At 32.4% G+C, this 21,864-nt stretch carries 22 protein-coding genes and 3 pseudogenes; 3 read left to right on the top strand and 22 right to left on the bottom strand.

Annotated features, from left to right (window positions below):
- The 4 genes and pseudogenes from LC076_RS21225 to LC076_RS21210 form a co-directional block, all read right to left on the bottom strand.
- Positions 1–104 (bottom strand): helix-turn-helix domain-containing protein (locus LC076_RS21225; RefSeq protein ID WP_226671153.1); only part of this gene is annotated, 104 nt, incomplete at its 3' end.
- Between the two features lie 148 nt (positions 105–252).
- A pseudogene (locus LC076_RS21220) lies at positions 253–561 on the bottom strand (ATP-dependent Clp protease proteolytic subunit); the annotation flags it as partial.
- Between the two features lie 32 nt (positions 562–593).
- Positions 594–1,265 carry a sigma-70 family RNA polymerase sigma factor gene (locus LC076_RS21215; RefSeq protein ID WP_226671152.1) on the bottom strand — a complete coding sequence of 224 codons (672 nt, stop codon included), beginning with the start codon at positions 1,263–1,265 and terminating at the stop codon, positions 594–596.
- Positions 1,266–1,518: 253 nt separating this feature from the next.
- Positions 1,519–2,223 (bottom strand): HAD family hydrolase, encoded by a 705-nt coding sequence (locus LC076_RS21210; protein WP_226671148.1) that lies wholly within the window; start codon positions 2,221–2,223, stop codon positions 1,519–1,521.
- A 395-nt stretch (positions 2,224–2,618) separates the two neighbouring features.
- Between LC076_RS21210 and LC076_RS21205 the strand changes: the two genes are divergently transcribed.
- A complete protein-coding gene (locus tag LC076_RS21205) occupies positions 2,619–2,930 on the top strand; it encodes a YrhK family protein (RefSeq protein ID WP_226671147.1) in 312 nt (103 codons plus the stop codon).
- Between the two features lie 442 nt (positions 2,931–3,372).
- On the opposite strand, the gene LC076_RS21200 is transcribed toward LC076_RS21205, so the two are convergent.
- The 4 genes from LC076_RS21200 to LC076_RS21185 all read right to left on the bottom strand — a co-directional run bounded on the left by LC076_RS21200 (position 3,373) and on the right by LC076_RS21185 (position 7,086).
- Positions 3,373–4,011: a DUF1349 domain-containing protein gene (locus tag LC076_RS21200; RefSeq protein ID WP_226671146.1), complete on the bottom strand. Its 639-nt coding sequence runs from the start codon at positions 4,009–4,011 to the stop codon at positions 3,373–3,375.
- Positions 4,012–4,216: 205 nt separating this feature from the next.
- Positions 4,217–4,669, bottom strand: coding sequence for a hypothetical protein (locus LC076_RS21195; protein WP_226671145.1), 453 nt, complete (start codon positions 4,667–4,669; stop codon positions 4,217–4,219).
- Between the two features lie 213 nt (positions 4,670–4,882).
- On the bottom strand, positions 4,883–6,127 hold the full coding sequence (locus LC076_RS21190; RefSeq protein ID WP_226671144.1) for a replicative DNA helicase: 1,245 nt from the start codon (positions 6,125–6,127) through the stop codon (positions 4,883–4,885).
- The gene (locus LC076_RS21185; protein WP_226671143.1) at positions 6,124–7,086 is read right to left on the bottom strand and encodes a DnaD domain-containing protein; all 963 of its coding nucleotides are present in this window, start codon (positions 7,084–7,086) and stop codon (positions 6,124–6,126) included. Before LC076_RS21185 ends, LC076_RS21190 begins: the two co-directional genes overlap by 4 nt.
- A 698-nt stretch (positions 7,087–7,784) precedes the next feature.
- Between LC076_RS21185 and LC076_RS21180 the strand changes: the two genes are divergently transcribed.
- The gene (locus LC076_RS21180) at positions 7,785–8,831 is read left to right on the top strand and encodes a flavin-containing monooxygenase (protein WP_226671142.1); all 1,047 of its coding nucleotides are present in this window, start codon (positions 7,785–7,787) and stop codon (positions 8,829–8,831) included.
- A 457-nt stretch (positions 8,832–9,288) separates the two neighbouring features.
- Here the strand turns inward: LC076_RS21180 and LC076_RS21175 are convergent, their stop codons facing one another.
- From LC076_RS21175 to ilvA, 13 genes and pseudogenes are all read right to left on the bottom strand, one after another.
- Positions 9,289–10,707, bottom strand: a complete 1,419-nt coding sequence (locus tag LC076_RS21175; RefSeq protein WP_226671141.1) for a right-handed parallel beta-helix repeat-containing protein — start codon at positions 10,705–10,707, stop codon at positions 9,289–9,291.
- 418 nt (positions 10,708–11,125) lie between these two features.
- Positions 11,126–11,542: a DUF4304 domain-containing protein gene (locus LC076_RS21170; protein WP_226671140.1), complete on the bottom strand. Its 417-nt coding sequence runs from the start codon at positions 11,540–11,542 to the stop codon at positions 11,126–11,128.
- Between the two features lie 482 nt (positions 11,543–12,024).
- Positions 12,025–12,258 (bottom strand): annotated as a pseudogene (locus LC076_RS21165) (CPCC family cysteine-rich protein); the annotation flags it as partial.
- Between the two features lie 361 nt (positions 12,259–12,619).
- Positions 12,620–13,141, bottom strand: coding sequence for a hypothetical protein (locus LC076_RS21160; RefSeq protein ID WP_226671139.1), 522 nt, complete (start codon positions 13,139–13,141; stop codon positions 12,620–12,622).
- A 258-nt stretch (positions 13,142–13,399) separates the two neighbouring features.
- Positions 13,400–13,819, bottom strand: a complete 420-nt coding sequence (locus LC076_RS21155; protein WP_226671138.1) for a VOC family protein — start codon at positions 13,817–13,819, stop codon at positions 13,400–13,402.
- 164 nt (positions 13,820–13,983) lie between these two features.
- Positions 13,984–14,229: a type II toxin-antitoxin system RelE/ParE family toxin gene (locus LC076_RS21150; RefSeq protein ID WP_226671137.1), complete on the bottom strand. Its 246-nt coding sequence runs from the start codon at positions 14,227–14,229 to the stop codon at positions 13,984–13,986.
- Positions 14,230–14,443: 214 nt separating this feature from the next.
- Positions 14,444–15,130: a pseudouridine synthase gene (locus LC076_RS21145; RefSeq protein WP_226671136.1), complete on the bottom strand. Its 687-nt coding sequence runs from the start codon at positions 15,128–15,130 to the stop codon at positions 14,444–14,446.
- A 494-nt stretch (positions 15,131–15,624) separates the two neighbouring features.
- Positions 15,625–16,160, bottom strand: a pseudogene (locus LC076_RS21140) (hypothetical protein).
- A 353-nt stretch (positions 16,161–16,513) separates the two neighbouring features.
- A complete protein-coding gene (locus LC076_RS21135) occupies positions 16,514–17,011 on the bottom strand; it encodes an AAA family ATPase (RefSeq protein WP_226671135.1) in 498 nt (165 codons plus the stop codon).
- A 299-nt stretch (positions 17,012–17,310) separates the two neighbouring features.
- Complete coding sequence (locus LC076_RS21130; RefSeq protein WP_226671134.1) at positions 17,311–17,841, bottom strand: hypothetical protein; 531 nt, start codon at positions 17,839–17,841, stop codon at positions 17,311–17,313.
- A 120-nt stretch (positions 17,842–17,961) separates the two neighbouring features.
- Positions 17,962–18,180: a hypothetical protein gene (locus LC076_RS21125; protein ID WP_226671133.1), complete on the bottom strand. Its 219-nt coding sequence runs from the start codon at positions 18,178–18,180 to the stop codon at positions 17,962–17,964.
- A 244-nt stretch (positions 18,181–18,424) separates the two neighbouring features.
- Positions 18,425–18,871 (bottom strand): GNAT family N-acetyltransferase, encoded by a 447-nt coding sequence (locus LC076_RS21120; protein ID WP_226671132.1) that lies wholly within the window; start codon positions 18,869–18,871, stop codon positions 18,425–18,427.
- Positions 18,872–19,161: 290 nt separating this feature from the next.
- Entirely contained in the window at positions 19,162–20,382 is a 1,221-nt protein-coding gene (ilvA, locus tag LC076_RS21115; RefSeq protein ID WP_226671131.1) for a threonine ammonia-lyase, read from the bottom strand.
- A 172-nt stretch (positions 20,383–20,554) separates the two neighbouring features.
- Here ilvA and LC076_RS24285 point away from each other — a divergent pair, with 172 nt between their 5' ends.
- Entirely contained in the window at positions 20,555–20,689 is a 135-nt protein-coding gene (locus LC076_RS24285) for a hypothetical protein (RefSeq protein WP_264191635.1), read from the top strand.
- 201 nt (positions 20,690–20,890) lie between these two features.
- On the opposite strand, the gene LC076_RS21110 is transcribed toward LC076_RS24285, so the two are convergent.
- Positions 20,891–21,400 carry a DUF3916 domain-containing protein gene (locus LC076_RS21110; RefSeq protein ID WP_226671130.1) on the bottom strand — a complete coding sequence of 170 codons (510 nt, stop codon included), beginning with the start codon at positions 21,398–21,400 and terminating at the stop codon, positions 20,891–20,893.
- Positions 21,401–21,864: the final 464 nt, after the last annotated feature.

Here is a 21,864-nt window from a genome sequence, read left to right as displayed (position 1 = left end):
AAGAAATTGAACACGAATCTGGAACACCCAATCGTCTTATTGATTAGCTCAATTTGTTTTTGGTTAGGGAAGATACGAAACTTAAACGCCTTTTTAACTAACATGATTTCACCTCACTCGCCAGGAACGTATGTTCTGATTATACCATGACAGTGGGTGTTTTGGCTATCGCCAACCGCCATTCATCTCCCTCTTATCACTGAGCTAAAGCTCTTCACGCGATTGAAGAGGGAGTCTTCTGTCTGAGAATGATAAATTCGCCCCAAAGGAAGCAGCCATTCCCATACAAATCGTCCTGATATCTGGTTTGATGTATTGCATTGTATCAAATATCGCAAAGCCTGCAGTTACTGATCCACCAGGACTATTGATGTACATCGAAATGTCCTTATCAGGGTCTTCTGCTGCTAAAAACAATAGCTGTGCTACGACACTATTAGCCATCACGTCATTAATTTCATCTCCAACCATGATAATTCGGTCTTTTAATAACCGTGAATAAATATCATAAGATCTTTCCCCACGACTGGATTGCTCGATAACATATGGTGTCACATTCATTTCGTTTCCTCCTTTTTTTAGCGGAAACAATATTACGCCGCCATTAGGACAGTGCGTGAAGGATGAGAGTGAACGAGTGTTCGGTGCATAGAGCATGTCGGACGTTGACCTTTTACTAAAGAGCGTAGCAACGGAATGGACTGGATTAGAATAGTAGGGTTTTGTGATTTAAATGAGATGTGAAGCAGATGTTCCACGAGTTCACGTTCTTCTTGCTCCCAATATAGGTCAATGACTGCACTGCTTTCTTGATCCGTCAGTTTTGTTAAGCGTTGTTTGGCTCGATGAATGGTTGATTTTACAGAAGTCTCAGTTGTTGAAAAGACGTCCGCAATTTCAGCTAGCTGATAGCGAAACCCTTCTTTTAAAACAAACATCACAACTTGCTTTGGTGTTAACTGACTCATCAATCGTTGAACAATATCATATCGAGTCGCAATTTTGTTTGTCGTATCTTCAGAAACCTGTTCATCAAGATTGGCTTCTAAGAACTCTTTATTACGTTTTCGTATTGTATCAATCCATTCATTGTGCGCCATCTTATTCACTAAAGCAGCTGGAATAGAAGCCTGATCATAATAATGGAGCCAAAGTTTCATCAACGCATTTTGCACCAAATCCTCAGCATCCCATTGATTCTTTGCTAACCCTTGACAATATCGTCTTAGCTTCGGATAAAGCTCTTGAAAGACTTCGTCTGTAATACATCCTCTGCAACTTGAACACGGTTGATCATTATCACAATCACTCCTTCAGCACGTCTCTAGTTTATAAACGGATGACGAAAACAAAAAGATACGGGCAGGGCAAATAAATCTTTAAAAATATATATGATATTTTTGTACGAATTTATGTTCAATTATGTCAGACCATTGGAAGAAGATGATCATAGTCTTTTCTTAGCATGATTAAATTTATTATATCCATTTAATTCAGTATTTGTTTGTAATTTTTATTCTACTCTTTCACAAAATAATTCAATAACTCTTTTGCACTATGTACTTCTTTATCTGGTTTAAAGGTAGCATTGGTTGGTATATCTTTTTTGCGATGATTCATCCAGATCGCCTGCCAGCCTGCTTGTTTTGCTCCGATAATATCTTTTTCAAAATTATCTCCGATATAAATTGTTTTTGATTGATCAAGATTTATTTTTTCTTCAATAAAATCAAACACTTCTCTTTTTGGCTTTGCATGACCAATACTTCCAGAAATAAAGGTTCTTTCTGCAGGAAACCAGCGACTAAGACCGAGCTGTTTAATTTTCATTGCTTGATGTTTTTCCTCACCATTGGTTAGAATGCCAAGCTGTATACCTTCTTTATAAAGTACATTTAATAGGTCTTCCACTTCTGGAAAGAGTGTAATATTATTTTGTTCAGCAACATATGTTTCATGAAAAACAGCCGCTGTTTCCGTATCGATAGGTATATTAAAGTCTTTACAAGCAGCAATAATGCGACCTGTTTGCCATTCAAATTGTGATATTTCACCTTTTTCACTTTTGTCAAATAAAATCTCACTATACTTCCGACTAGCTTTATATAAAGAATCAATGTCTTCGTCAGAAAAGGGCTCTTGAAACAGCTTTTTTACCGTTTTATGAAAAGATTGTGCTTGATCATATAATGTATCATCAACATCAAAAATAATTGTATTCATTTTTATAGACCTCCTTATCTTTATCATATCACTAAATTATTGTTAACTCAGTATCCATGGTAAGAATAATTAACAGAATACAAATACTTTAAAAATTGATTTCTTTATCGTTTATTTAGCAAAAAATTATCCATTACAAAGAATATAGATATACTACGCATTTACTTGCTGTTCCAACTGTCAACTATTTAATCAATTAACCTAAAATGAAGCGGTAACTTTGTAGAAAAGCAGCTTAAAATTTCCAAAATCTACTTGATGAATTCTTTCAATCTAATAAACAGTATCAGAGAAGTAAAACCCTTGTTAATTCGTGCTAGTTAATTCTATGTTTTAATCACCTCATTGAAAGGTAAATACCATTAAAATACTTTAGTTGCAAATGGGTGAATAAAATGTTAAAAAAATTAAAAAATCGAACAACTCTTGATCAAGAACAAATTCGAATTCATTTAGGAAAAAAGAATATGGTCATCCAAAATCGTTATCAAATGGTTTACTACCTTAACAATATTCTTCAAGGTTTGTTATATTTGACCGGTAGTATTCTCTTTTTATCAAAATTTGACGAAGTATATGCTATTTCCTTTTTTATCGCTGGTAGTTTCCTTATGGTTTTCCGTTCTCTAATTCAAATTGTAAGAGATATTCATTTAATGAGATTAGAAAATGAAGGTAACACGAATACACCAAACAACTCATATTGAAAATTGTTTGGCAAAATGGACAAACCCCTTGGTTCAATTATTTAATAACTCACCCAATTGCATTGCATGAAAAAGCTCAGTGGTGGGTTATTTTTTTATTAAAGGGTGTTTACACTAAATTTGTTGCTTTTAAATACCTAAAGCAATTAGCTTTGTATAAAGTCTAGTGGCATCTTTTCTTCATAAAATGGTACCCTTATAGTGAAAAAACACTATTTGCATTCAAATTTTTAGTTACATAGCAACAATTGTTCAGAAAAGAGCCTTAGTAATAGAATCTCCAGTAGATAATAGCTTAGTGATTTGATACCTATTAATCGCAGTTTCTGATAAAAGTTAATTCTCCCTGTTTGAATTTTCCCATTGTCATACTTATACCTAATAAAAGTTTTTTTATCTTTATCCATTTCGTGCAATTATAACGCCTTTAATTATGTACTTATTAAAGGTAAGCTTCATTTGGATCACTAGAAAGCTCTTCAATCGTAAGAAAATTAAACCTCACAATTTGATCTTTTCCTTTGGGACTGCATGCGAATAATCCAGCTGAAATTGTTGAGTCACAAGGAATATCCAGGTGAGCTAGCCTTATTTGCATCCATTCTTCTCCATCCAAGGAAAAATCAACATAACAATTTTGAGCAATCTTAGATACTCTAAAGTATAAGTCAATCTCTTTAGACTCCATAATTTGTGTCGACCAGTCAGAATATCCTCGATTTGTTACAACTGTACCCAATTTACTCAACGTATTTGTTATATATTCTAAAGAAGTTTTAACCCAAACATCCTTTGAAAAGCGAATCATCAACCCTGCCTGGTCGTATCTTGACGTTGGAAACGTTTTGACCTTTGTGGTCATCCTAAAATTTTTATCTGTATTTATAAAAAGAAAATGACCATTATCTGCTTCAAAGCCGTAATGTGTTTTTTGCCAGTAATCTGTTTCCTGATCGGTTTGTAAAACCAATTGAGAACTCGTTGTATCAACAAACCACTTCTTAGGTTCACAACGCCACTCTAGCAAGCTATTTAATTGTTCACTTTCAAATTTCTCCTCAAGAATCAACCGTTTATCCACCCAAATCCCTCCGATACTAACAATTATTAACTTTCATATCCATTATACTGCAGCTGTCTTATTCATGGTAATAAAAGTAAAATTATAAGACGAAACACTATAAGGAGTTTATTATATGAAACTTGTTGAGGTATAATCTATTGTGGATAAAGGAGCTTTAAAAACCTCTTCCGTGTGAACTACATGCTTCTCAATTAACCTCTGATTATAATGAAACGCCACTAGCTACCGTCATCCCCACCCTATTAAAAAATCCCGCTACAACTGGAAAACGCTCATATTCCATCTTCATCTTACGAAAAGAAATCACATTATTTCCTCTAGTGAGTTCACAATCTAATGAATACTCATGACAATTCATTGGAGCGTGTCCAAACGTTTCTTTGAAGAATTGAATAGCTTTTTGCTTGCTATCCGCAAAGATAAAAACATAGTCATTTTGCTTCATCTTCAATGAGTATATAGCTACTTTGTGAAAACCCAAAACATTTTTCTCTATTAATTCCGCTACCTTTTGATGATCTGCCACGTCTAGGTTCAATTGTGATACATCGTCATTTAAAGAGATTTTCTGTTTTTTAAGTAAATAGTATATGTAATGCGCTAATGGAGATTCTTCTAATTTAATAGATTCCAGATAAAGTTCTTTTACAAGCACGACTTGAACACCTCGTTATTAAGAATTTTGACTTCGATTCTCTTTTCTGAAAGATTGAAGCTACGTAACTAAAATATGTAGTAGAAACAATGTATTTTCGCAATTAGGCTACAATTTTTTAAAAAAAGATGACACTAAACTTCATCTTATGCTGATTTCATCGGATATTTATAAGCAACATAGTTTAGGAAAACAGCTCTTCGGAACAAACCTTTATTCCTTAAGATCCTCAATTCCACCTGTATGCTCGTTGTATTTTACTTTAATAAATCCAACGGGACCATTTCGGTTTTTCGAGACAATGATTTCTAGAGACCGATCTTGAGTATCCTTGTCATAATAAGCGTCACGATATAAAAACAAAATGACGTCAGCATCTTGTTCTACACTGCCTGATTCACGGATATCTGACATCATCGGTCGTTTATTAGCTCTTGTTTCCACTGATCTGTTGAGTTGCGCCAAACAAATGACGTGACAATCAAAATCTTTTGCCATCATTTTGAGAGATTTGGATATTTCCGTTACTTGCAAATGTGAATTTCCTCCATAAGATTCACTTGAAGAGATGAGTGTTAAGTAATCGATAAAAATAATTGGTTTTTTGTTTGGAAATTGATGAATCATTTTTCTCGTTTTTGCTCTCATTTCGGCAACTGTTTGTCCAGCACCATCAAATATGTGGATATTTGTTTCATTCAATTCATGAATAACATTTGACCATTTATTCTTTTGAGCAGTTGTTAACATATTTTTTGGATCTCTCATTTTCGTACGGTTAAAGCTACCTGTTGAAGCAATTAATCGTTTCGTTATTAATTTTTCAGGCATTTCTAACGAAAAAACAAGTGGCAAATACCCGTCCCAACCTGCCATTTTCGCGAAGTGAAGCATCACATCTGTTTTTCCCATTGAGGGTCTTGCAGCTAAAATCGTCACTTCTCCGTTTTGAAAGCCTCCTGTTACTTCATCAAGTTTTTTAATTCCAGTTGTTGCATTATGTATGATTTCTTGATCTTCCCATGGTGCTTCATAGATTGATGACAACGCATGGTGTAGTGACGTGTGATCATCGATTCTACTTTGGTTAATTTTATCCAAACTGGTAATCACCTTAGATATATCCCAATCATTATAACTAGCGATGGTTAATATATTTCTCTTTTCTCTCTCTTTCCAAAGATCGAGAATCATTTTTTCAATTATTTCGAATCTCTCTACATCACCATAAGATAACAGCTCAGAAAGATAACTCATTCCTCCAAAGGAATCAAGATTTGGTAAAGTTGTTAATGAGATTAAATCAATAGTTTTGCCGCACTGATGATAGTCCACCATACTTCGCATTAATTCTTTATGTTTTGTGCTTTCTAATTGATCAGGCTTAATAAGAGTATCCTTTAGAAGATACTCAGCCTTCATCAAGCTTCCTAAAAACGCTTTTTCTGCGATACTCATCCATCTTCACCAGCAGTTATATCCAAGACAAATTCCCCAGGTATCGACCTACCAACTTTTTCACTGTATGTATTTTGCTTTGTCTTTTTATTTTGCTTTTCTTGATATAAATCAATGTCTTCAACCGTTCGTAATGATTGTTGATCCCAGTTTTTCAGAATGCCAATCACATAGTTTAATTTTCGCTTATTATTCGTACAAGCTATTGTCAAAGCCTTTACAATCACTTTTTTTGGTTGTGAAAAATTTGAATCATCTAGCCAAGATAACAGCTGCTCTTTAGCATTCACGTTCGACAAACCAAAACCATTATTGTCCCAAAACTCAACAATTTCATTCACATCTATTGTTGTTTGTATTTGTGGAAGTTCTTCTATGTTACTATCATTTTCTGCCTTGGTATTATTGTCTTTTTCTTGTTGATTATGTTCTGTAGCAGAAATAATGACAGATTCATTTTCATCTAAATCCTCACTATTTGAATCCTGATTTGTATGTTCTTCAATTGGATTGCTGCTATCTTGATTACCATTGTTTTTATGATAATAATCGTCAAAAAGACTGCGCATTTCCTTTTTCTCAATTCCTTCTGAGATAAATCGTATAAGAGACGTATCAATTACCTGCTTTAATTCAGATTTAATACAATCCATCATAGGTTTTCCACCTTTATTCAGGTTATGTTTCCCCCAGTTTTTAATGGCAACTTCCTTAGTTTCCGGATTGTATCGAATTAACTTATGATGATTAACGAAACGATCGACAAGTGAATGAACCTTCTCTATCGAAAGATCTGTTTCACTTGATATCTTTTTTTTGGATATTTTATAAATTCCAATTTGAGTTGTTCTAAGATTTGTTAGAAGGAAAAGGTAAAAGTACCTATCCTCTATCGTCATCACATCTGATACTTCTAGATCTTCCCAAAAATCACAACGTATCATTCGATATAAAGCCATCTATTATCACTACCTTTTTTTTATGTAAGTTTCTTTCTATTTTCTATATAGCGAAAAAGTAAGATCGGGTAGCGTATTTTTTTTAAAAAAATAAATAATTCTCAAAAAAATAATTTTGAGCAGCAATTATTTTCCTTTGTATCGATTTTCCTTTTCAAAGAAGCTCGCTCAATTCTACATGCTCTTATGTTGTTTTTATTTTCTTTTTCTTTTTCTTTTTGTCCACGTATCGTAGAAAATTTAAGAACGTATCGTCTAAAAAAAGATTTTGTAAGAAAAATGCTGAAAAGTTGGTTTAATGTAAAAATGATTAAGGATAATTGTATTTGTAAAAGTCCAGTGTTTAAAGTTCAAAGAAATGATAGAAATAAAATGTTTATCTATTTTTTTAAAAATCAATTAAATAAATGACTAATTAAAATGCTATCAATTTCTATCAAACATATTAAAATTCCTGATCTCATAGAAGACCTTCCCACCAGGGATAAAAAAAAACTACCTTTTTTTGCTGCCAAAATTTATCCAGCAATAATAATTTGTCGCAAAATCAATTTTTGATTTCCGTCTAAATGTTTTTTCTGTGCTATGTAGAGCCAAAAAAAATTTTAATATTTCTCTTCAAACAAAGATTTTCGTTTTAAAGCATCAAGGAATTTTATGGTAATATATAAAAAAAAGTATTTTTGGAGTGATAGCACGTGAAATATGACGTCATTGTTATTGGTGGGGGGCAAGCGGGTCTTGCAATGGGTTACTTTTTGAAGAATAGTAATTTCTCTTTTTTAATTTTGGATGAGTTGTCCGAAATTGGTGAGGTATGGAAAAATCGCTATGATACTTTAAAGTTGTTTACACCTCATGACTTTAGTTCTCTTCCAGGTCTTAGCCTTGATTCAAATTCTTACCCTACAAAAAATGATATAAGTGAATATTTAAAGCTATATGCTAAAAAATTCTCACTACCTATACAGATGAATACGAGTGTTAATAAATTATTTTTAGATAATGATGAATTTGTTATCAAAACCAATCAGGGTTCTTTAAGAGCTAATCATGTTGTCGTAGCAACAGGTCCTTTTCAAAAACCCAATATCCCTGATTTTTCAACGTTTTTGTCTGAAGATATCCTACAAATTCATTCTTCAGAATATAAAAATCCAAAGCAATTAACAAATGGAACAACTCTCGTTATCGGTGGAGGAAATTCTGGTGCCCAAATTGCGACAGAGTTATCTAAAGATCGAAAAGTATTTCTAGCTGTAGGACATAAAATGATGTTTCTTCCACAAGATATTGGTCATAAAAGCATCTTCTGGTATTTTGATAAATTAGGAGTATATAAGGCTCCTCATGATTCAATCATAGGAAAAATAGTAAGAAGGAAACCTGATCCTATTTTTGGATTCGAACTAAAAAGATTATTAAAAAATGGAAGAATCACATTAAAATCACGCGCAATTTCATCAGAAAATAACGTGATTATCTTCAAAGATCAAACTCAACTAAAAGTAGATAATGTGGTGTGGGCGACTGGATATAAACCAGACTACAATTGGATAGAGATTGATGAACTATTCAACAAACAAGGATTTCCGATCCATAATAGAGGTGTCACTTCAAGAAAAGGGTTATTCTTTTTAGGATTACCTTGGCAACATAATAGACAATCTGCGTTGATTACAGGAGTTGGAGAAGATGCAAAATACTTATATAACCAATTGATAACTAATTCACCTAATACTTAAAATAGAAAAAGTATTTAACCCTTAAAAAACGTCAATTAATAGATTAAAGGGTTCAGTTTTGAAGTACAAAATTGCAATCAGAAGCCTAAATTCGCACTAGTAATAGAAGCTGATTTGACAAGTAAAATCACAATATATTAAGCAAAAAATGCCCCAAAACTCTGAGCGTTTGTTTAATGTTTTCTTCAACTACAGCTCCCTATATTTAAAGAAGGACGATCACCACATTTGATGGGATCGTCCTTTTTTATTTCCTACTGAACAGTATCGTTGTACTGCGTAACAACTAGATCTATCATACAGTATCCTCTTTAACTGTTTTCCTATTAAAGATTAAGCCCCTACAGCTAAGTTAAGTTAATTTATTCTACCTAGTTTATTTTGAATTTTTACTATTATTTTTATGAATGAATAAAGAAAATCTCGATGATTAAATGATCATCAAGACTCTATATTATTATTCTATAATATTTATTGCAGAAGATTCCTTTTTTAATGAAAAGTCATAGTTGGTTTCATTTTCAAACATTGGATCCAAGTAACTGGATTGTGAATCACTAGTCGAAGCAAGTTTGAAATCTTGAAAAGAAGTAAATTCTTCTTCATTCCATACCCAAAGACCTTTTTTTCCCTTTTCTTTATGAAAGACATTTCTTCTTAGTTCATTATCTTGATTCGATGTAAAAAAGTTGGCGATAAAAATACGAGATGGCCCAGCGGTTAAGATATTTCTTTCTATTATATTATTTTTAATATCATGCTGTAATAGTAGCTGTCCCCCTGCTAGCCCTTTTGTATCATTTCGATAGATAATGTTTTTTGTAATGGACGAGTTTATCGTTCCTCCACGATTTTCATCATATCCACCAATCGAAATTCCTGTATAAAAGTTGTCATACACGATGTTATCTGTTATTTCAATGTTATCAGCATATTGTTTTGCGTGCTCAGAGGTTGCCTCAATTCCGATATCACAATGATAAATGGTATTCTTTTCAATCGTTATATTTTTCCCACCATCGACATAAATCCCACCGGCATTATATTCTTCTCCATATGCTGGATTACCGTACGAAGATATTTCATACACTTCATTATTTTTAACGATACCATTTCGAACATAGTCAGCTTTTTGATCATTTGATATTCCTTCATGACCAATTAGATCGATCCCAATATTATCGTTTCTGCGAACTACGTTATTTTCAACCCTAAATCCATCGATATTCCCATTAAGAACGAGTGATTCACTCCACCCGAGTTTTAAATCCTCTACTGTATTATTTATAATATGAATATCTTTCATTGGGTCAGTTCCGTATATTGCAATTCCATGGGCATTCCCATCTTCTGCATGCGTTTCTATCTTTCGTACATCATTATGTTCTAACGTAATATGGCTGCTTGAGCCTGTTACATACATTCCTATTACAGTTTCATTCGTTAAGTTAGTCGTTAAATCTTGAATAATGAGCCCACTAATCGTGATATAATTTTTATTGTCTATGTTAACAAGGGACGTATCTCCTTCTACATTCTTTACGTCCTCACCAGTAATAACGACCTTGTCTTGATTGTAGGCTCTAAATGTGATTGGTTTTAATTTTGTTCCACTATATTTAACAATTAGCCTTTCTTTATAGACTCCTTCTTTTATGTAGACAATCGTCCCCGCTCTTGCTTTTGAAGCAGCTTTCTTTAATGTTCGAAATGGTTTTAATTTTGTTCCATCATTTTTATCACTTCCATTAGTAGCAACGTATATAGCTTTTTTATGTGTTGACTCTGTTGTATTTGTTGTCTTAAAAGCATCAACAAATAAAATAGCTACTAAAATAGCAACTGTTGCAAAGAGGTAAAAAATCGTCTTTTTCATTGTACTCAACCCTTTTATCAAAAATAGATGTATTAAATCAATAAATAGTTTCAATTATTGTTCAATAAACCTGACAATAATTAAAAAAACTTGCGAATATTCTTGTTCATGATTCGCACCCTATAGTTTAATAGGGTAAAAAGATATCTATATGAATTCAATAAATATAGAGATAAGTAAACTTTGAATAAGAAGGACCGAAAAGAAACTCCAAGTTAAAATTTTGGTTTTTTTCATCGTAACAAATGTTTGAACTAAGAAATTAATTAAAAACATTATTATCATTACAATTAGAAACGAAAACCAAAATGGTGACGTGAAAATTATAGTCATTTTTTACTCCTCTCTTTCAATTTAATTCTTTTAAACTGCTCCTTTAGTCAACAAGCGATTGTTCTTATTGAAACACTTGCACCCGTTACTTTAATAACATAGAAATCCAATTACGGTCTGATGTATTCAATAAACCAAGAACATCTGAGGCAACTTGTTCAAAATCCTTTTGTGTTTTTGAATTTTCATAGGTAAACCATATTCCATCTTCTTCTTCGGACACGGCACCTAATCTCAATCGTTTATTAACATCATGTGCAGTTACTTTATTTGGTGGTATTTCTTCACCCCAGTGCATTGTAACCCCTTCTAATGGACATATTGCCAATTCAACTACAAACGAACCGCCCCATCTATTAAATTGAAAAGTAACTAAATCAATATTTTTTTCATTCTTCCTTCTAAAATGTGGAAAAGAACCTTTAAATCCTTGCTCTCTTAAAACTGGTACAATCATACCTTTAATTGCCAAATTCATATTCTTTCTATGTTCTGACGACACTTTATTCACACCTTTACCTTGTTGTTACATGCTTTTCTGTTTGTTCCAAATACCTGCCGCGTTATTGAAAAAGCGACTGTTCTTATTGAATGCTTGCATCCGTTACTTCAATAAGAATAATAGCTTTTTTATAATAAACCCTTATATTTCTCATATAAATTAACCATGAATTTATCTCTGATTTTTCTAATCCTCCTTTGAGACTCATTACCACTTAAAATACGAATCTCATTAAAAATCGCATGTTCGTACCCTTCTACATTCCTTAACATCAAATGACTATATTCATTGCACTCATCGATTGGCAGTATTTCTTCAAGTTGTTCGGAGGAGTAAACGAAATTTGAATTATCTATTTTTATAAGACCAAGATATAAATCCAAGATATTTATCAATGGAATATTGAATGCTTTGAAAATAAGTATTGTTTCTTTTATTGGCATTCTCATAATTTTAGATAAATCCATAGGACCACAATATTCATCTTCCTCATTTGGTTTCCTTACAAACTCAATACACCGTTCTTCACAAGCACCGTATTCTAAGAAGTTTTTTTGAGCAGCTCTTAAGGATGGAATATTGGCTCCCCCTTCATAGTCTGGATCACCAAATTGAACACCATCATCTTCCCAAAAACATATACTACAAATATCGTAGGTTCCAGGTGGTTCTTCATCTAGTGTTTTATATCCACAACAAGGACAAGTATACTTCATTTTTTTAATCACCCAATCATTATACAATTTTAATCTGTTAATTAGTTCGATTTAGGGAGCTGTATTCCTTTCTTTATATTAACTGTTACGCCTCTAACCTGCACCGTTAACTTAATCATTTACACATAAAAAGCACTTCTCCTTCTTGAAGAAATGCTCACCGTTAGTATTATAGCGTTGTAGGTTAACCTTGTTTAAGTCCAACATCAATTAAATATTCGTATAAGTCATCATAATCTGTTTCTTCTACTTGATTTATTTTGTCGTTATATTACCTAATCTTTGTACTACATCGGATTGCTTTTTAATCGATTACATGTCGGATTGTTTAGTTTTTAATAAAAAAGGCTGATTAATTAGTTTATCTATCAAGAGAAGTAACTTGATTGCTTTTTTTATCAAATGTAACAATTTTACTTATATTATTTGGATCAAAGTCTACTGGAATTAAAAAAGTATCAGTATAAGAATTATCTTCCTCTTGATTAATTATATACTCTTGAACTTCGTTATTTACAGTTATCTCAATGTGTTTGATATCACTTGCAGATTTATTAAATTTGATCCCCATGTAGTTATTTTGTTCACCATTCAAAGGTATTAAAACGATATCTTCATTATTCGCGATCTCATTAGATGATGTATTATTAAGTGAGTATTCTAAAACCCCAATCTTATTGTCATCTTGTGTTTGATACATTGAGTAAAGGTAGTCTTCTTCTGGATGAATTTCGATACTTTCAGTGTGTTGTTTGTTCATATAACCTTCATAATGTTGAAGCAATTCATCTTTATCACTTTTATTTTCATATCCCAATACTATAGCTGTGGTAGCAAATGAAACGATAAGAACTGGAATTATTAAAAATAGCTCTTTCTTCATTTTTATACACATCCCTACTAATTCTCCCTGTATTTATTTTACAAATATATTAAATTAAGTAAGAACATGATATAATATTTTGAAAAATATTACAATATGTACAATTATAAAAATTTAATATAGCCAGGGGAAGAAGTATGAAAAAGATTCAGTTTTCTGCTGTTTCACTTTTCATAATCACACCTTTATTAGTTTGTTAATTAAGATATTTTTATAAAAACTGCATCCGTTAGTTTAACAATAAAGTAAATCTTGATTTTATTTTGAGATTAAATATTTCTCTTTGAAGATAGGACTAAGTTCACTCCATACATCAAATTTATTACCATCTAAATCATAAAAAATAAAATTCCTTCCAGCGTGTCCTCTGTTTTCAATATCTCCAACTCTTATCTCATTATTTATAAAATCCTTATGTAGTGCTTCCAATGCCTCTAAACCATTTACTTCAAATGTTAAAGAAAAACGTTCACCACCATAAAAATCAATAAAATTAGAACTTTGACTTTCAATTGACTTCTCAAGAAAAACACTTTGATTTGCAAGGTTTAAAATCGCTTTGTCTTCATCTTTATAAGATAACTCTGCACCTATTTTATTTACATACCATTCAGATGAAAACTGTACGTTTGTTACTGGAATATAAGTCGTTCCAACCCTCAATAATTTCTCACCCATTTTATAAACTCCTTCCAATTTCTGATATACAAATTATTCTCTTTTTATATACCTTCTTCCTTCCATTTAACATTATTCACGTTTTATATACATAGAAAAAGGCATCCCTTGTTGTAAAAATGCACCCGTTAATTTAAGTTAATTCCTTCACATGTTCTCATGAATTACAAAAAAAATAACATCACAGCCTTTATCTCTCCTAAGCCATGATGTTTGTTGTTTATATCTTTAAAATTCCTAGCATTGTGAATGATTCGAACCACTTCTATTAAGTTATTGTTAATACGATAAAACAAGACTTTCTCTTTAAGCATTTCGTTATTCATCTCAGAAACTACTCGACCAGAGTATGGGAAGGCAGCCGCCGTTTCAACAGAATCAAAAGATCGAGGGATTTTCACCTCATACATTAAAAGCCTACCAACTTCAAGCAACACTTCTTATTCGTTGTTTTAATGACATAGAGATTTGTAAACATACGACCGAACAATTAAAATGCTAACTATCTAAATCTAGTGAACAACTAAAACCCTCAAACCTTGCAAGTAGGATACGTTTTATGAAGTCTCTGTTTCGTTGGTCACATGAGGAAAAGAAATCCTTCTATTAGCCACAAGTCCACTCTTACCCCAGCTCTTTAAACAGCTCAACCCTTTCTTGCTCTGTTAGCTCACGCCATTCCCCTATAGGTAAATCGTTTAACTCTATGTTCATAATTCGAATCCGCTCTAGTTGCTCGACATAATACCCATGAGCTTTAGACATTCTTCGGATTTGTCGATTGAGCCCTTGTGATAAAACAATTCGAAACACACAATCACCTATTCGTTGTACCTTACATGGCTTTGTAATCGTATTTAAAATTTCAACGCCTTCAGACATTCGACGTATAAATAAATCTGTTATCAGCTTGTCTACCGTGACAATATATTCTTTTTCATGATTATGCTCTGAACGTAAAATCTTATTTACAATATCTCCATCATTGGTTAGTAATATTAATCCTTGTGAGTCTTTATCTAACCGACCTACCGGAAAAATGTGCTCAGGATAATTTATAAATTCCATAATGTTGTTTTCCACATGTTTTGCAGCTGTGCAAGTTATCCCAACCGGTTTATTCATAGCGATATATACTAAATCTTTATCTTTAATAGATTCTCCATCTATAAGCACGAGGTCACCTTCATTTACTTGATCTATATGCTTAGCGGGAATTCCATTTATCGTTACTCTATTTGCTTCAATAACTCGTGCGGCCTCACGTCTAGAACAAAAACCCCTATTACTAATAAATTTATTGATTCTCATGATGGACCGCTCCCTTCTACCTAATATACGCAGCCAGTTATTTAAGAAATTATCCAATATGAACTTGTTGACTGGTTGGTATCCGAAAAATCTAGAGCGGCTAACTGGAAGTGTCCAAACGAATGGTTTCGTCTTTAAGTCTTGTTCCATCTTCAAATAAAATAATTAAAATTCGAGAAGTTAATAATCTGAATTTCAGAGCTACCTCCACCTCATAACCTAAATTATTTTTAGTCTTCTTACTTCCTAATTTTAACATAATTAATTACATATTTCTTGCCTTAAGAAAAAGAGCACAATATAACTAACTGGTTCCACTGCCTATCGAAAAACTCTATTTTGCGTACTAAATTGTAAGTGAAAATGTATATGAAATACGCTGTATAATGCAGCGCTTTTTATTTACAAAAAAATAACCCAGTTCGATAAACTCAGTGATAACTAATATATTTTGCATTTATATTTATGCCTACTTCAACTATAGCACCCTCAGTTCAATTAGCATTTAGATAATCTATCCAATATCAACTCTTTCTTTGACTGAATAACCACCTTCAATTTTTAATATTGGACAAGGTAAGTCTGCCATCCAATGTTCGTGTAAAGATTTACTTCTAACTTCTAATCCCGCACTATCATATAAAGATGCCCACTCTAAAAATGTTTTCGATTGAACATATTTACTACCACCAGCTAATATTTCATTTCCATAACGCTGAAATTCTCTCTGCTGTAACCTTTCAAGCCTTATATCTTGTGGAATCCAAAGGAATATTACAAGGTCAAAATAACTTTTAACGTTATCACCCCAACCACACACTGCACCAGAAAGAATATAGTTTTCATAAAGTGATAAATCTTCTTCAAGCATACTTATTCTTTCAGGTACTTCCCTTTGTTTAGTGAATTTAATTGTCCAAAAATAATCATCGGTATCAAGATATGTATGAGGTAAAACCTTTGATAATGAAGAACCAAGTGTTGAAGTACCAGACCCTGAAGCTCCCAATATATGAATTCGTTTTTTCATTTTTATCCTCCTTAGATACTTATTCTTAACTTAAAATTCATTATGCTTCTTCCACTCTTCTGCCACGTTAGTGAAATAGCAACTGTTCTTATTCCACAATCGCGCTTCTATTGTGGAAGATCATAAATTCAAAATATCCTTGTACTGTGCAATAAATATAAATGGCTTTGTTGTTTTTCAACTTTTCTTCTTCAACATACGCTACCATTTGTTTAAGTGTACACTTCACAAAGTTACATCGATTTTAAGATATATACATTTGAAACTTTTCATACTCACATTTCATTTTATATGATATAGAGTACCTTCCAGTAACAGAAGGTACTCTATACACACGAATTATTAACTCATTTTTATTCATTTATGCTAAACTCCAAAATATTTAAACCCTCGGATGCTTCTGGTGCTTCAAAAAATTTAGTAACATGAATAAACACCGCTTCCGTGTCAAAACTTTCTCTTTCGGGTTGTTCATTACGCCTTTGCGCAATTTGTCGTAAGCATTGCTCGTTACTTAGATTAAGGAAAATTAGTTGATGGCTTGCGTTGACCTCTGACGCAAGATCCAAAAACCAATTTCGCAGTTTTTGAGTATTAGCTGGAAAATCCATCACTACATCTGTACCAACACTTAATATGTTTTGGACATGCTTTTTCACCAACGGCTTGAGCTGCGCTGAGAATTTTATATAGTCCTCAAATGATGCAATCTGATTGGGATAAAGAGATGAAAGCCATTCGTCCTCAGACAATAGTACCGCATGTTTATCCATCGCCAATTGTTTTGATTTAGTTGATTTTCCTGCGCCCATTTTTCCACATAAAAAGTATAGCGTCCCCAATTTTTCCATACTTTTTATCCCCCCACGCTTAGTTTAAGTGAAAACCTCCATAATATCAGAAATCTTCATATTATAACCATACCAAAAAATAACAGATTACGGTTCTTATTTTACGAAATTATTTCAATCGTTGCTGCACAGTATGCGTCGATACCACAACAAAAACGCCTTCCTATTTATTAAACAAAGGCGCATCGATTGCTGAAGATCAGTATTCTGTTGCATAGTATATTTGTACTGTGCAACAAGTGATTCAGTTAAGATTCTTCAACATAAGCACCCGTTAACACAATAAGGCTCTTTAATGCTTACTCAAGAATAAAGATTCCAGCCACAATTGCCATCCAAAGTTCATCTGGAATTATACTATCAAGCACATCGATTTTATACCTTTTAAAATTCATTAAACTTCCTATAAATGATGATAAATATTTTCCCTGAATAACAACTTTGTGTTCAGAATCCTTTACTGCAAAAGACTTGTCTACAATTATAAATTGAACACTAAATCCTTCATTTTTAATTCTAATAGAATATTCCTTAAAAATGGAACTTCTTTTATAAATAGGAACTTCATCGATTGTTGCTACATGAGTTTCCTTTGAATCTTCAATTTCAAACTTAAACCTTAGTACATTAGATTTTCTCAAGGTTGCTTTATAAAGTAATTCTGAACCCCTATAAAAGTGATAATGAGGATTGAATTTTATCTTCGGTTTAACTGTTAATATTATTTTACCATTCTCTCTTTTTATTTTTTGTTTCAAAAAGCCTAATATTGGATAGGTGTAATAAAAAGTGTTCTTTATCGCCACCACTCCCTCAGTTGATTTTTCCACTAATCTTTCATTGACACAATAAGAGGTATCACGAAGACAACACCATATTTAAGATAAGCACCCGTTACTATAAGTACATTTATTCACAATACCTAAACAATAATCAGTTTTTTAGTACTGTTATTTTTTTCTTAACTCGTTTAAATCAGGAATACGTTTATAAATATCAGAAACCTTATCTAAAATCTCTAATTTCGCTGTATCTCCACCATTTCCCGTCATAGCAGTGTTAACAAATCCATAGATTAATCTTAACAATGATTTAGCATCATCTTCTGTAAGATGGTTAACGGCATCTATCGTATTCTCAAACTCATTAGTGTCAATAGTTTCTTTCAAAAAAATCCCTCCTAATAATATAATAAAAAAGTTCAACATCCTTACTACATAAACCTACTTCTTTAGTTTAAGATCAACATTTCACAATTCCACTATTATACATATTGAAATCATACCAGAATATGGTTGTGATTTGGTCAATTTCTCCATGAAAAAAGAAATAATTTACTGCACAGTAAGAGTCTACTACGTAATAACAAAGTTACTCCACAATCTGGCCTAGATTGTGGAACAACAAATCTATTTATTTATGTAAAATCATCTGATCTGTTTCTTTAAATCCTATTGATTTGTATAGTTTTCTTGCATTATCACTGGCTAGTAAACGAATGGTATTGATTTCTTTTTTAGAAAACCAATCTAACACTTCGTTTGTTAACTTTTTTGCATAACCTTGGTTTCTAAACAAAGGCTCTACATATACATCACCAATAAATCCATATTGTTCTTCCTTATAAAAACAATATGGAACATCTTCTTTAATAAATGCCCCAGCACACGCAACAATTGAATTCTCTTTTTCAATGACGAAATGGATAGCCTTTTCTGCTTCATACAATTCTTTATATGTTTTTTCAACAACTTGAATAAAATCACTCCTAAGAAGGTGTACCATACCGACTTCTTTAAACATTTTTTGTTTAAGTAGTGTTATTGCAGAGATGTCTAATAATGTTGCAGCTCGTATCAAATAACTCTCCTCCACATCATTTATAAACATTTATTTCTCTTATCCATAAAGAAAACCCTTTTTTAGAAGTCTCTAATTAAATAATCCTTGCGATTTCGTATAATAACTCAAGTGGTAAAAAACGATAATCATTGATTTGACAAGTAATAAAAACATACCAAACCTTATACGATTTGGTATGTTAATTGGTATGTTATTTCGTATTTTGTACTCGAAAACAGAGCAAGTTTTTAATAGTTACTGACGTTTTTCTAATTACAATACTGCTTTAATAGATTAGTTTTATAAACTTATTGTTCATAAAGTCTTTCAACCAACTGTATATTATATCCTTTGCTTTTCAATACTTTATGTAGCTCTTCGATATGTTCGTTGTTTTTTGTTTCAACAGATATTTCAACTTGTGCAAACCCTGGATAGATGTGTCTACCAACATGCTTGAGATTTACATCCTGAATATTAGCATTTAAATCAGTAATTGTGCTCAATACCTTTTCAAGCTCACCTGGTTTATCTTTTAATGTCATCGAAAAATGAGCATATCTTCCAGCTTCAACGAGACCACGTTCAATAATTCTTGAAATAAAATGAACATCTACATTTCCACCACTTAAAACAGCTGTTACTTTCTTTCCCTTCAATGTTAATTTTTTATAAAGTAAGGCTGCAAGTGAACTCGCTCCAGATCCTTCTACTAATAACTTACTTCTCTCCAAAACCATTAACATCGTGCGAGCAATTTCCATTTCATCTACACAAACAATGTCATCAACATACTCTTTTATGATGTCAAAGTTTTTTTGTCCTGGTTTTTTTACAGCAATGCCATCTGCCATCGTTGGAGTAGCTTCGATCATCACGGGTTTTTTTTCTAGCAAGGACTGCTTCATACTAGGACAGGCGAGGGTTTGAACACCATAAACAGATATATTCGGGTTCATTTGTTTTACTGCCAGAGCAACTCCTGCGATAAGCCCTCCTCCTCCAACAGGACAAATAATCGCATCAACATCTGGAAGTTGTTCAACTATTTCAACACCAACTGTGCCTTGACCAACAATTACATCATGATCATCGAATGCATGAATAAACGTACCACCAACATGTTGACAATACTCTAACGCATAAGCTAAAGCTTCATCAAAAACTGCGCCTTCTAATATAACTTCTGCTCCATATTGCTTGGTTGCTAGTACCTTGCTAAGTGGCGCACCTTTTGGCATCACAATTGTACAAGGAATGCCTAACGTTTGGCTTGAATAAGCAACACCTTGGGCATGGTTTCCTGCAGAAGCTGCGACAACACCTTTACCTAAATCTTCATTACTTAACGAAATTAACTTATTATACGAACCTCTTACTTTAAAAGAACCTGTCTTTTGAAGATTTTCCAGCTTTAAATGTACTTCATTTCCAGCAATTTTACTAAACGTGTTTGAATAATCAAGTGGAGTTGTATGAACAATTCCTTTGAACTTTTCCCTAGCCGCTAACACATCATCTAAGTTCAACTAAGACTCCTCCTACATTTACATTCTTTTCTATAGGATTCACCATTAGAGATAGAAGTATGATGATTAATCTTAAAGGCTTTTTTTAAAGGCTCTTTTCTGAACGATTGTTGCTAATTGACTTAGTTATGAAGTGGAAACATTGCTGTTATGGCAAAATAGGTACTATCCTATGAAGAAAAGATGCCACTATGCTTTATATAGTGCTGTTTACATTGAAGTTGTTAAAGCAACAAAGTTTGCGAAAACAGCCTTTTTAAAAAAATATTTAGATGCGACTTATTTAAAGCAAAATAAAAAAGAGTGAAAAGAGCTAGAAATATCGATCTGCTTTCTTTTACTCGTATAGTATTTTTTGAGGTTATTAATCTTAGCAGCATTTTTATATATTATAAGGAAGAAAGGAAATCTAAATCATATATCTAGATAGTTCTGTTATGAAAGTTTTAGGCCCAAAGATTAACCAGCTAACTTAATAAGACATAAAATTTCTGGACTTGCACTTCACTTAGTTGACATCTCCAATAAACCAAATTTCTCCCTCTTCGTGATAACCTTCTTCATATGTAATGACTTCTTTAAATCCTAATATATCCATAGTTTCAGGTACTGATAACTGCCATTCCTTTGCCATATTTCTCTTTTTAGAAAGAGGCGACCACTTCTGATCATCATTATTTCTTTCAAAGAAATGCTGATAATAAGAATCCCCTCTAAATACAATCAGTTGTGATCTAAACAAATCAGGTAAAGAAATTAAAACTACCACTCGATACTTTTCTTTATCAGTTGGTTTCATTTCAACGAGATGTTTAGCTCTATTTACCATTGTTTGGAGACAAAGTCGTTTTATTTTACTTGGGGTTTTATCAGAATTGATAAAACCTTGTGAAACTGGCAAAAGGATATTTCGATATCCATCATCATCTATCCTTGGAAATTCCATTGTGTTTTCTTCTATACGTTGTATCATTTTATTTGCTTTACGCTTGATTCCACGAACTTTTTTCTCTCTCATGCAAGTTCTCCCTCTTCTTAGATCTTATTGACTTAGAATATAAGCAACAACTCTGATTGTCTTGATATCTAGTATGGCAGGCTAACTACAGTATTTTCAATATCTTAGAAAATCAGAAAGTTACCCTTTTTCTTCATATGTTGAATGATGTTTAAGCGCAAATTCAATGTAATTACATGTGATCATGATTAATATAGGAAAGTTATTTGAGGAATAAAACAAACAGTAGAAAATATAAACATCTAAAACTAGCCGTTTTTCATCATGTTATCACAAGAATATACTGTATTCTGTTAACTGTATTCTCTTGTACCTCTTTTTCAATTTCGTTTGTACAATCAATCCATTGGTATCTTTCCATTTTTTGTCTAGTTCATTGTTTATTTCATCTTCTATACTATGCATTAGGTTTACTGTTTCTTCAATAGACATATTAAAGTGTTTGGCAGCCTGATGATGTGGAG

Origin of the sequence: Metabacillus litoralis, assembly GCF_020524045.1 — a bacterium.
GTDB classification, from domain to species: Bacteria; Bacillota; Bacilli; order Bacillales; family Bacillaceae; genus Metabacillus; species Metabacillus litoralis_C.
This window is presented reverse-complemented; position numbering and strand designations above follow the sequence as displayed.

Coding starts and splice junctions, on each gene's coding strand:
- LC076_RS21210 (WP_226671148.1), bottom strand. CDS start 2,223: ATGAATACAATTATTTTTGATGTTGATGATACATTATATGATCAAGCA.
- LC076_RS21205 (WP_226671147.1), top strand. CDS start 2,619: ATGTTAAAAAAATTAAAAAATCGAACAACTCTTGATCAAGAACAAATT.
- LC076_RS21190 (WP_226671144.1), bottom strand. CDS start 6,127: ATGAGTATCGCAGAAAAAGCGTTTTTAGGAAGCTTGATGAAGGCTGAG.
- LC076_RS21185 (WP_226671143.1), bottom strand. CDS start 7,086: ATGGCTTTATATCGAATGATACGTTGTGATTTTTGGGAAGATCTAGAA.
- LC076_RS21175 (WP_226671141.1), bottom strand. CDS start 10,707: ATGAAAAAGACGATTTTTTACCTCTTTGCAACAGTTGCTATTTTAGTA.
- LC076_RS21160 (WP_226671139.1), bottom strand. CDS start 13,141: ATGAAGAAAGAGCTATTTTTAATAATTCCAGTTCTTATCGTTTCATTT.
- LC076_RS21155 (WP_226671138.1), bottom strand. CDS start 13,819: ATGGGTGAGAAATTATTGAGGGTTGGAACGACTTATATTCCAGTAACA.
- LC076_RS21150 (WP_226671137.1), bottom strand. CDS start 14,229: ATGTATGAGGTGAAAATCCCTCGATCTTTTGATTCTGTTGAAACGGCG.
- LC076_RS21145 (WP_226671136.1), bottom strand. CDS start 15,130: ATGAGAATCAATAAATTTATTAGTAATAGGGGTTTTTGTTCTAGACGT.
- LC076_RS21135 (WP_226671135.1), bottom strand. CDS start 17,011: ATGGAAAAATTGGGGACGCTATACTTTTTATGTGGAAAAATGGGCGCA.
- LC076_RS24285 (WP_264191635.1), top strand. CDS start 20,555: ATGAAGAAAAGATGCCACTATGCTTTATATAGTGCTGTTTACATTGAA.
- LC076_RS21110 (WP_226671130.1), bottom strand. CDS start 21,400: ATGAGAGAGAAAAAAGTTCGTGGAATCAAGCGTAAAGCAAATAAAATG.